Origin of the sequence: Aminobacter sp. AP02, assembly GCF_003148805.1 — a bacterium.
Classification (GTDB): domain Bacteria; phylum Pseudomonadota; class Alphaproteobacteria; order Rhizobiales; family Rhizobiaceae; genus Aminobacter.
This window is the reverse complement of sequence record NZ_QGGX01000012.1, coordinates 165,654-176,671: the sequence shown is the minus strand read 5'-3', so window position 1 is coordinate 176,671 and position 11,018 is coordinate 165,654. Positions and strand designations below refer to the sequence as shown.

Sequence of the window (11,018 nt, the reverse complement as noted above, 5' to 3'; positions counted from 1 at the left end):
CTCGGCGAGTTCGCCTCCAAGTATGGTTATGTCATGAATGGTGGCACCTCGGCCAAGGCATTGTCCGTCTACGAACTCCAGGCCAAGGAGTTCACGGGCTACTGGTCTGGCCAGCAGTCGCTCGACGACGCGCTGAAGAACACCGAAAAGGGCATGGCCGAGCTGCTCAAGTAATTGCTTGGCCGGTGGTGGCTCCAGCCGCCATCGGCCATGTAGCAGGTTCAGGATTCAGCACCTCCCCGCGCCTTCATGCCCCAGCATGTCGAAAAGGCGATCCTGGCACACTTTTCGCCGCTCGCGCGGGTCGGAGGTGCTGAGTCCTGAGCCTGTCGCCCGTATGCCGCGATGACGGCGACACTGTTGCCGGGGTTCGGCAGCCACCATTGCTTCCACTGGAAAGCCAGCCTTAGATCCTTTGATGACAACGCTTTCGCAACGCTCCCCTTCGTCCGAGTTCAGATTGCTGGCCACGCCGCTGGTGCTGTTCCTGCTTGTGTTTCTCGGCTTCCCGGCGATCGTCAACCTGATCTATTCGATCTCCGACGTGTCGTTCGAGACGCTGCGCCAGCCCAGGATCAGCGGCCTGTCCAACTTCGCGGCCGTGTGGAACGACAGCGCGTTCTGGCAGGCGAGCTGGTTTTCGCTGCGCTTTGGCGCACTCACCGCCGTTCTCGAATGCGCGCTCGGGCTGTTCCTTGCCATCTTCCTGTCGCCGCTGATCGAAAAGCGCAGCTGGCTGATGGCGATCCTGATGCTGCCTTTGATGGTGGCACCCGCGCTTGTCGGCCTGATGTACCGTCTCGTCCTGCACGAGTTTGCCGGCCCGGTGCCCTACTATCTGTGGACCTGGTTCGGCGCGAGTTTCTCGTTCCTCGGCCCCACTTCCGCCTTCTGGACGCTCATCGTCGTCGAGACCTTGCAGTGGACGCCATTTGCCCTGCTCTTGTTCTACATGGCCTATCAGGCGATCCCCTCGGAGATCGTCGAGGCGTCCGCCATGGACGGCGCCAAGCGCTGGCATAAGCTGTGGTACATCGAACTTCCGCTGATGGCGCCGACCATCGTGGTTGCCCTGCTCATCCGCTTCATCGACGGCTTCCGCGTCTTCGACAATGTCTATGTGCTGACCGGCAGCGGCCCCGGCGGCTCCACCGCCTCGCTATCGATCTACATCTACGAGGCCTTCTTCAAGCAAGGTGCCATCGGCAAGGCGGTCGCCGCTTCGGTGATCCTGTTCGTGGCCTCCTTCGCCGTGCTCTACGGGCTCAACCATATCGCCAGCCGCCGCAAGGGAGCCGTCAAATGATCAACGCCCTTCGCTGGCTCGTCTTCGCCGTCGCGGCCTTTGCCATGAACTTCCCGATCCTGGTGACGCTCGTCACCTCGTTCAAAAGCGCGCGCGAACTTTCGACCAATCCGGGTCTCTGGGTCTACGCGCCGACGCTGGAGAACTACGCCACCGTGTTCACTGTCTCCGACCGACTGAATATCTTTCTCTATCTCGCAAACAGCGTCGCGGTCGCGGCCCTCGGGACGCTGCTGGCGGTGGCGCTGGCCCTGCCCGCAGCCTATGCGATCGGCCGCGGCAGGCTCGGCGAGCGCACGCTCTTGCCCTTCATCGTCAACCTGCGCGCCGTGCCACTCATCATCTTCGCGATCCCGCTCTACATGATGTTCCAGTGGCTGGCGCTGCTCGACACGCGCCTCGGCCTCGGCCTGATCCTGACCATCGTCAACCTTCCCCTGGCGCTCGTCATCCTGGTCAATGCCATCCGCGACCTGCCGGGCGAGCTGGACGAGGCGGCATTGATGGACGGGGCCACGCGCTTTCAGATTCTAACCAGGGTGATTGCCCCGCTCTGCCGCCCGGCCATTGTAACCAGCCTGATCTTCGGCTTCATCACCGCCTGGAACGAGTTCCTGTTCGGCCTGATGCTGACCACGTCGAAGGCCGTGCCGATCACCGTCGGTGCCTCGTTCTTCTTCGCGGCCAGCGGCGGTGGCGTGCAATGGGGCGTTGCATCGGCCGTCATGGTCGTCGGCGCACTGCCGCCGGTCCTGCTCGGGCTCATCATGTATCGCCAGATCAGCGGCTCAATGACAGCCGGCGCGGTCAAAGGTTGAACGCACATCGGCGCGAAATCGGAATGATTTTCGCAAAAGCGCGATGTGCAGAAAGAAAAGTGTCTGGAGGTTTCCATGGGTACGATTTCGCTGCGCAAGGCAGGCAAACAATACGGCACGTCAGAGATCATCCGGGATCTCGACCTCGAAATCGCCGACGGTGAGTTCGTCGTCATCGTCGGCCCGTCCGGCTGCGGCAAGTCCACGCTGTTGCGCATGATCGCGGGCCTCGAGCAGACCACCTCGGGCAAGCTGCTCATCGATGGACGCGATGTCACCACCGCCCCGCCGGTCGAGCGCAAGCTCGCCATGGTGTTCCAGTCCTATGCGCTTTACCCGCACATGACCGTGCGGCAGAACATGGGTTTTGGCCTGAAACTGACGAAGCTTTCCGCCGACCGCATCAAGGCGAAAGTCGATGCCGCCGCCGACACGCTGAAGCTCACGCCGCTGCTCGACCGCTACCCCAGGGAGTTGTCCGGCGGCCAGCGCCAGCGCGTCGCCATCGGCCGCGCCATCGTGCGCGAGCCGGTCGGCTTCCTGTTCGACGAACCACTCTCCAACCTGGACGCCGCCTTGCGCGTCGACATGCGCCTCGAGATCGCCAAGCTGCACCGCGCGCTCGGCGCCACCATGATCTATGTCACCCACGACCAGGTCGAGGCGATGACGCTGGCCGACCGCATCGTCGTACTGAAAGACGGCCGCGTCATGCAGCAGGGCACCCCGCACGAACTCTACGAAACACCGGCCAATCTGTTCGTCGCCCAGTTCATCGGCAGCCCGAAGATGAACGTGCTGCCCTGCAGCCGTAGCGGCGAAGGCAGGCTCGACCTGTCGGGCGAAGGCGCCATCGAACTGCCGCTGGCAAGCGAAGCCGCTCCGGTGCAGATCGGCGCGCGTCCCGAACATCTTTTCCTGGTCGCACCGGAAAGCGGCCATTGCCGCGGCACCGTCGAGGCGAGCGAATATCTCGGCGGCAACACCTCCGTGTTCGTGCGCAATCCCAGGCTCGGCCTGATCAATGTCAGTGCTGTCGCCGACAGTCCGTTCCGTATCGGCGAGGCAGTTGGCATTCGCATAGACGGCGCCCGCGCTTCGCTGTTTGGTGCCGATGGATCGGCGATCGCCCGGCGCCAGGCAGCCTGATCACTTGCCCTCGCCCGCCGGCTTGAAAAGTCCGAGCAAGTCGATCGGCAGCGGAAACACCACGGTCGATGAGCGCTCGCCCGAAATATCGTGCAGCGCCTCGAAATAGCGCAGCTGCATCGCCTGCGGCTCCTTGGCCAGCATGCGGCCGGCCTCGACCAGTTTCTGCGCCGCCTGCTGCTCGCCGTCGGCATTGATCACCTTGGCGCGGCGCAGCCGCTCGGCTTCGGCCTGCTTGGCGATCGCGCGGATCATGTTCTCGTTGAGGTCGACATGCTTGATCTCGACATTCGTCACCTTGATGCCCCAGGCGTCGGTCTGCTGGTCGAGGATCTCCTGGATGGCGGCGTTCAGCTTGTCGCGCTCCGCCAGCATCTCGTCCAGTTCGTGCTTGCCCAGCACCGAACGGACCGTGGTCTGCGCCAGCTGGCTGGTCGCCGCCATATAGTCCTCGACCTTGATGATTGCGCGCTCAGGATCGACAATGCGGAAATACAGCACCGCATTGACCTTCACCGAGACGTTGTCGCGCGAGATCACGTCCTGCGGCGGCACGTCTTGCACCACCACGCGCAGGTCGACCCGCACCATCTGCTGGACGAAGGGGATGAGGATGATCAGCCCCGGCCCCTTGATGCCGGTGAAGCGGCCGAGCGTGAAGACGACGCCGCGCTCATATTCCCTCAGGATGCGGATCGCCGCCGACAGGAACACGACCACGACAAGCGCGAGTATCAGATAGACGACATAGCCGACGATCATTGCATTTCTCCTGGCTTTGAAACGTTCCGGCGCCGGATCGTCAGCACAAGGTCATTGATCCCGGTCACCTCGGCGGCATCGCCAGGTGCGAGCGGCTCGTCCGCCCTCGCCCGCCAGCGTTCGCCCTGGGCGAAGACGTGGCCCTCGCCCGCCGACCAGTCGATGATCTCGACCGGCAAGCCGTTCATCGCCTTTGCGCCCAAACGCGAAGGCCTGTGGCGCGCCGCCCAGACATAGCTCCCGGTCAGGAGCGCAAGGCCGAGCGTCAACGCGGCTGCGGTGCCGATCAGCATCCACGATATTTCAAAGCCGGGGCTTTGCACCCTGAGCAGCATCGCCGCCCCCAGCAGGAAGGCCGCAAGACCGCCGAGCCCCAGCACCACCGTCGGATTGAAAGCCTCCATCACCAGGAAGGCGAGACCGAGCAGCATGAGCGCCAACCCGGCATAGTTGATCGGCAAAAGGTCGAGCGCGTAGAGCCCCAACAGCAGCGCCATGGTGCCGACGACACCCGGCGCCACCATGCCGGGGCTCGAAAACTCGAAGACCAGGCCGTAGATGCCGACGAGCAGCAAGATGACCGCGACATTCGGGTCGGTGATGATGGACAAAAGCCGGATCAGCCAGCCAGGCTCCACCACCTCGACCGGCAGGTCCCTGGTCGCCAGCATCTCCTTCTTGCCCGCGACATCGACCGTTCTGCCATTGGCCTGCTGCAAAAGGTCGGCACGGTCGCGGGCGATAAGGTCGATGACATGCTCCTGCAGGGCAGCATTGGCCGACAGGCTTGCCGCGTCGCGTACAGCCTTTTCGCCCCAATCGGCGTTGCGCCCGCGCAATTCGGCAAGCGAACGGATCAGGGCAACCGCGTCATTGGTCACCTTGGCCGTCATCGGGTCGGTGTCGGGAGTGGCTTTCTTCTGGTCCTTGTCATCGCCGCCGCCGGGCAAGGAGGGCATGCCGCCGAGTTCGACTGGTGTCGCAGCACCCAGATTGGTGCCCGGCGCCATCGCCGCCACATGGGTCGCGTAGAGGATGTAGGTGCCGGCACTCGCCGCATGTCCGCCCGATGGCGCGACATAACCGATGACGGGAATGGGCGACGAAAGGATGTCGGCGATCATTTCGCGCATCGAGGTGACCAGCCCGCCCGGCGTGTTCATCTCGAGGATGACGACTTCGGCGTTGCGTGCGGCGGCGGTGGCAAGACCTTCCTTCAACTGCCTTGCGCTGGCCGGACCGATGGCGCCGTCGATGACGATGGTCAACGCCACCTTCGTCCGGCCGCTGTCTTCTCCGATCGAGGAAGAGGCAGTAAAGGCCGCTGCGGCGACCAGCGCCGCAACGAAAAGGGCCAAACGCGCGAGTTTCACGCTCAAAGCTCCATATCCCAAGATATGGGCATGCTTTGCGCGAAGTCCAATGCGCGTTTGGCCTGCCGTCAGCTGAACTTCAGCACGGCCTCCACTTCGTCGTCATAGGTCTCGCCTGTCGTGACAAAACCAAGGCGCTTGTAGAAACCTTCCGGGCTCGCCTCGCCCAGACCGTAGCTGGTGAAGAGCTCGGCGAAGCCCCTCGCCTTGAGATCGCGGACCACAAGCGCGATCGCCTTCTGGCCGAAGCCCATGCCCTGGAACGGACCAGCGATCATGAAGCGCCACAGGAAAGCGCCGGGGCAATCGATGACGTCGTAGTCGGAGCCGATATGCAGCATGACGAAGCCGATCGGCGTGTCATCGGCATAGACGGCGCGGAACCAGGCATTTTCGGAGAAGTGAGCCTCAGCGATCGAGGTGCCGTTATCGGCTACCTTATTGCGCTGGGCTTCGGTCAGGGTCTCGCTGAGCTCGCAAACTTCATACACAGTTTGTGAAGAAATGCGGCGCAACGAGACCTCGGAGGCCGAAGTAATCTGTTCGGTCATGGCGGTATCCATGTTGGGATGTCTGACCCGGCAGTGCCGGCGCGGTTCGTGTCGTCCGCCAACGCGTCGAGCTGTCGCTCGACGCGCGAATACTTGCGTTGATCTTTCGCGTCAACAGGCAGTGCATCCGCGGCCACGCCCCCAAGGCCGCGGATGCTTCTTCGACGCCTAGAAGCTGACCGCCAGCTTGGCGTCGATGCCATGGTCGGAGGCACCGTTGCTGACCTGCCCGGTGTAGCTGATGGCAAGCTTGGCCTTCGGCGCGATGTCGAAGTCGATACCGGCACCCAGCACCGCCGCATCCCTGGCGATCGGCGTGCCCGCCACCTCGAAGCCGTCCGAGCCGGCAAAGGCGACCGACGACAGCGGCGTGACATCGCCGAAGGCATGGCGCCAGCCCAGCGTACCGCGCACGGTGGCATTCACGGCACCGAGCGCGACATCGGTCGAGCCGCGAACGCCAAAGGTGGTGAAGGTCACGTCATTGCTGGTCGCAGCACTGGACAAGGCTGCCGCCCCGCCCGTCTCGGTGAAGGCGTCGGTGCGCAGGTTCACGTAGGACAGGTTGGAGAAGCCCTCGACGGCGTAGCGTCCAGCATCGACCTTGTAGATCGCCTCGCCGAACAGCTGAGCCGTGCCGCCGTCATACTTGGCCGATAGCGCGTCGGAGAAGCCTGCGAAGGCGACCGAACGTGCGGTGTCGAAACGGTGCCAGCTATAGGTCGCGCCGGCGGTCAGGCCGAACGCGCCAACCCGCGTGCCGGCGTTGACGCCAAGGTGGTAGTTGTCGCTGCTGCCGTTGGAAGTGCCGTCCGCGGCGTCGAATGTCGAGCGGCTGTAGCCGGCGAGCACACCCACACGCCAGGTGTCGCCGACCATCGCATCGGCACCGCCGATCAGGCCGCCGGTGCTGCGGTCGAAGCCCATGGCGTTGCCGTCGCCGTCGCTATTGCCCCACGAACCGAAGGCCCGGGTCCACAGCGCGAAGCGGTCGGTGTCGGCAGGCGCCAGTTCCAGCCCGTCATCGCCATAAGCCATGACCGGCATGCTGGCCGCAGTCGCATCGCCAAACGCCTGGTCGATGCGGCTGGTGGCTGCGTCGAGCAGCACGCCACTGTTCTGCATCATCGTGCCCTGGGCCGAGGCATGCACCTCGCCCGACAGCTGCGCGAAGGCCTGCTGCGCGCCCGCTTCGTCGAGATTGACGACAGCCGCGTAAGCCGCATTGCCAAAGCCGGTGCTTTCCAGCGCTGCGGCGGTGGCCTTCTGGTTCCGCGTCACGCCGACTTCGGCAAAGGTGACATCGTTGCGGTTCAGCGTCAGCGTCACGTCCTTGGTGCCATAGGCAAGCGAGGGGTCGAGGAAGGCAAGGTTCGAGCTGACATCGGCAAACGAACCGGTCACGCCACCGTCGGCGGTGATGATCTTGTAATTCGTCTGCGGCGCATAATTGTTGCCGCTCGCCAGCGTCAGCACCGATCCGCCCTTCAACATCGCCTTGCCCGTGGCCGCGACCTTGTCGCTTTCGCCCTTGGCGTTGGCTTCGACCTTGTAGGCCGAGCCGGCCTCGAAGGTGATGTCACCGGCAACATTGATGGTGCCGATCGAATTGCCCGGTGCCAGCGTGCCGCCGGAGGCAACCACCGTATTGCCCAGCGTCCCGATGCCGCCCAGCGTGCCACCGGAACCGACAGTCGTCAGCTTCGACGAAGCGATCGATCCCTGCACCGCAAGCGCGCCGGCCTTGACGATGGTTTCACCGGTGAAGCTGTGGGTACCGTCGAGCACCAGCGCGCCAAGGCCGAGCTTGGTCATGCTGCCCGCGCCCGAGATCTCCTTGTTGATGCCAACAATATTGCCGGCGTCAGCGATGTCGAGCGAGCCGCCGCCTGCTTCCAGCACGACGTTGCGTCCCAACACATGCATGTCGGTGCCGGCGATCCTGAGGCTGCCGCCATCAAGCCTGAGCTTGGCCTGTTCGGTGCCAAGTGCCGCATCCTCCTCGACGACGACGGTGCCGCCATCGGCGACCCGCATCTCGCCGATGAAGCTGTGGTCGTCGATGCAATAGTCGCGGATCGCCTGCTGGAAGCGCGCATCGGTGCTCTTGCAGTCGAGCAGCGTCTTTTTCTCGGCGTCGGTCAGGCCGGCCAGCAGCGGCATGCCGTTATCGTCGGAAATCTGGCCGAGATAGATGTCGTTGCGCATGTTGTTGCGGCTGAGCACAAACTCCTTGCCGCGCTCGGTGAAGGTCGAGGCATCCTTGCCCCAGACCACGCGCGTCTTGGCCGTGCCGTTGTCGTCGTAGTTCTGCAACAGCGGCCCGACCCAGCGCAGATTGTGCGCCACCGGCTCATGGTCGGAAAGCGGGGTCTTCGAGCCATCCGGATTAGTGACGTAGGAGGTATCGCGAATGACGCCCAGATACGGATCCTTCGGATCGTCATTGATCACCCACCATTTGCCGAACGGCCGCGAGGCCAGGAAGTGGTCGATCTTGACGCGGTGCCAGCTGCCCCAGGTGTTGGTCGCGTCCTCGCCATGCGACGGCCAGGTGACCGAGCCGTCGTTGAGCGCATGCGGCGAAAACTGCTCGCGCTCATTGGGCAGTTGCAGCAGCTGGAACTGCTTCTTCAGGATGTTCATCGTCTGCGGCAGGTTGCCGGCGACCGGATACATCTCGTCGGCAAACAGGCCAGCCGGCACCGTTGCCGCATCGATCTGCGCGGCGGGTTTGCCTTTCCACTGCGCAATGAAGGCATCGAGCTGCGCCTGGTCCTTGGCGTATTGCTTCAGCAATTCGAGGTAAAATGGCGTCGTCGGGCTCTTGGTGTAGATTTTGAGCAGTCGCTCCTGCTGGCTGATCGAATGCAGCCCGCGCTCGGACACGTCGCCGGCGTTGAAGTCGCCGGTCAGGATGACCGGGCCCAGCCCCTTCGCCCACTGGTTCAGCGCCTTGGCCTGGCCGATGCGGTTGGTCGAGGGATCGTAGTAATTCAGGTGCGTGGTGGCGACGATCGTCTCAGGCTTGCTCACAGTCGGATCGAGCTTGGCGTAGGTTGCGATGACGCCTTGCGTGACCGCGCCGAAGCTACCCGGCAGACGCGAAAACACGCCCACGTCATTGTCCTGGCGCGTGCCGTAGGTGCCGAGCCCGGCGGCCTGCATCAGACCAGGCAAATCCCGCGCATAGGTGCTGTTGGCGCGGAACTCCTGGAAGGTCAGAACGTCGTAGTTGCCCTTGATGAAGAAGTCCGCCGCCACGGCTGGATTGGGCTTGAAGCGGTCGAGCCAGGTGTTCAGCGTCAGGATCCTGATCGAATCCTCGGCCGCCTGGGCTGACATTGCCGACATGGCCAGCGTGGTGCCGCAAAGAAGTGCCCCGGCAAGCCGGCGCAACCGTCTTTGATGCTGGCCGGATGTGCCGGCAGGCGCTTCGGCCATGCCGCTGTGGATCGTCTTCATCGCGTAACTCCGTTTTGCTGCACGACCGCGCATTGTCACAAAATCGCCAGGGGCAGCGTGCGAATGACATGTTGCGGTCACTGAAAAGTACGGATTCGGACATTAGTGATGGTAGATGTCACTTTTACAACATTTTTGGAAATGGGCAGGGTTTCCCGCATAAGCGGTCCGAAGCCCGATATGCCGGGTGAATCCCTCGTTCCAATTTGCTAGCAAGGATTGTGGAGACCAGATCGCAGATGCCCGAAACGAACGGACCTGACATGGACAAGGACAGCAAGAAGTCGGCCCGTCAGGCCCAACTCCTCGGCTATCTCGAGAAAAACCACTACGTCTCGATCGAGGAAATCACCACGCTTTACGGGGTGACGACGCAGACGGCGCGTCGCGACATCATGGCGCTGGAACAAAGCGGCAAGGTCCGGCGCCTGCATGGCGGCGCCACCATCTCGACGCCGGTCGAACCCTCGGTGCTGCGCCAGCGCCGCGTCGAAAACGCCGCCGCCAAGGAAAAGATCGGCCGCCTCACAGCCGATCTTGTTCCCGACGGCGCTGCCGTCTTCATCGATACCGGAACCACCTGCGAGGCGGTGGCGCGCGCTCTGGTCAGGCGGCGCGACCTGCGTGTCGTCACCTATTCGCTGCGCGTTGCCACGACTCTGAGCGAAAGCACGGATTTCGCCATCGCGGTACCGGGCGGCTTCGTACGCCAGGTCGATGGCGGCGTCTTCCGCGAGGAAACCGCCGAATACATCAGGCGATTCAAGTTCGACGTCGCCATCATTTCGGTCAGCGGCGTCGACCTTGACGGCGACATCGGCGACGACGACCATGCCGAGGTCGCCGCCGTCTCAGCCGCCATGCGCCAGGCCGAACGGACCATCATGGCTGTCGACGGCTCGAAATTCGGCCGCCGCGCCCTGGTGCGGCTCGGCTCGCTCTGCGACATCCACACGCTCGTAACCGATACGCCACCGGAAGAGCCTCTTCTTGCCAAGCTGCGCGACAGCGGCGTCGAGATCTGCGCCTAGGGATCATTAGGATCGTTCGCCCGGCATTCACGCCTGAGCGCTCATGCCAATGTCGCGCAGCCGAGTTTGACAGCCTGCGCAGTCATCCAAGGTTCCAGGCACTTGTCGAGCAGCGCCTATGCCGGTGCAGCCTCGTCAAACTGAGACAGGCCATCGTCCAGCTTGAGCCAGGGCTGCTTCGACGAGATCCAGATGTGCATGGCGGGACGAAACAGGCTTGGGTCGTCGAGCGAGCCTGACGTCACGGCCAACACGCCCGCCGCCTCACGCCCGGACAGCACCGTCGTGCCGCATTCGGCACAGAAACCGCGCTTTACCGCCGGTGACGAATAGGCAATCTTCACCGGCCCGCTCAGCCTGACCTCGTCGGCGCGAAACATCAGCCGCGCGTTGAACGCTGCTCCCACTGCCTTCTGGCAGCTGCGGCAGTGACAGATGCGCTCGTTCAACGGCGCGGCCTCCGCGACATAGCGCACCGCCCCGCACATGCAGCCGCCCTCATACCGTTGCGCCATGACTCAAGTCCCTCGCCCTAAGATTCTGGCCTCAGGCATAAGGTGCGC

The 11,018-nt window shown here is 63.6% G+C and carries 9 protein-coding genes and 1 pseudogene; 5 read left to right on the top strand and 5 right to left on the bottom strand.

Going from position 1 to position 11,018, the window contains the following annotated elements; translation table 11 throughout:
* The 4 genes and pseudogenes from C8K44_RS27940 to C8K44_RS17060 form a co-directional block, all read left to right on the top strand.
* A pseudogene (locus C8K44_RS27940) lies at positions 1–174 on the top strand (sugar ABC transporter substrate-binding protein); the annotation flags it as partial.
* 244 nt (positions 175–418) lie between these two features.
* Positions 419–1,306 carry a sugar ABC transporter permease gene (locus tag C8K44_RS17070; RefSeq protein WP_109576988.1) on the top strand — a complete coding sequence of 296 codons (888 nt, stop codon included), beginning with the start codon at positions 419–421 and terminating at the stop codon, positions 1,304–1,306.
* Positions 1,303–2,124, top strand: coding sequence for a carbohydrate ABC transporter permease (locus tag C8K44_RS17065; RefSeq protein ID WP_109576987.1), 822 nt, complete (start codon positions 1,303–1,305; stop codon positions 2,122–2,124). The genes C8K44_RS17070 and C8K44_RS17065 overlap by 4 nt, the downstream gene beginning before the upstream one ends.
* A 75-nt stretch (positions 2,125–2,199) precedes the next feature.
* Positions 2,200–3,273, top strand: coding sequence for an ABC transporter ATP-binding protein (locus C8K44_RS17060; RefSeq protein ID WP_109576986.1), 1,074 nt, complete (start codon positions 2,200–2,202; stop codon positions 3,271–3,273).
* On the opposite strand, the gene C8K44_RS17055 is transcribed toward C8K44_RS17060, so the two are convergent.
* From C8K44_RS17055 to C8K44_RS17040, 4 genes are all read right to left on the bottom strand, one after another.
* On the bottom strand, positions 3,274–4,035 hold the full coding sequence (locus tag C8K44_RS17055) for a slipin family protein (RefSeq protein ID WP_109576985.1): 762 nt from the start codon (positions 4,033–4,035) through the stop codon (positions 3,274–3,276).
* Positions 4,032–5,408, bottom strand: a complete 1,377-nt coding sequence (locus tag C8K44_RS17050; RefSeq protein WP_109577017.1) for a nodulation protein NfeD — start codon at positions 5,406–5,408, stop codon at positions 4,032–4,034. The genes C8K44_RS17055 and C8K44_RS17050 overlap by 4 nt, the downstream gene beginning before the upstream one ends.
* A gap of 68 nt (positions 5,409–5,476) precedes the next feature.
* Positions 5,477–5,959, bottom strand: coding sequence for a GNAT family N-acetyltransferase (locus tag C8K44_RS17045; RefSeq protein WP_109577016.1), 483 nt, complete (start codon positions 5,957–5,959; stop codon positions 5,477–5,479).
* Between the two features lie 168 nt (positions 5,960–6,127).
* Positions 6,128–9,424 carry an autotransporter domain-containing protein gene (locus C8K44_RS17040; RefSeq protein WP_199227121.1) on the bottom strand — a complete coding sequence of 1,099 codons (3,297 nt, stop codon included), beginning with the start codon at positions 9,422–9,424 and terminating at the stop codon, positions 6,128–6,130.
* A 239-nt stretch (positions 9,425–9,663) separates the two neighbouring features.
* Here C8K44_RS17040 and C8K44_RS17035 point away from each other — a divergent pair, with 239 nt between their 5' ends.
* Positions 9,664–10,455 (top strand): DeoR/GlpR family DNA-binding transcription regulator, encoded by a 792-nt coding sequence (locus C8K44_RS17035; protein WP_109576984.1) that lies wholly within the window; start codon positions 9,664–9,666, stop codon positions 10,453–10,455.
* A gap of 116 nt (positions 10,456–10,571) precedes the next feature.
* On the opposite strand, the gene C8K44_RS17030 is transcribed toward C8K44_RS17035, so the two are convergent.
* The gene (locus C8K44_RS17030) at positions 10,572–10,970 is read right to left on the bottom strand and encodes a GFA family protein (protein WP_245417517.1); all 399 of its coding nucleotides are present in this window, start codon (positions 10,968–10,970) and stop codon (positions 10,572–10,574) included.
* Between the last annotated feature and the right edge of the window lie 48 nt (positions 10,971–11,018).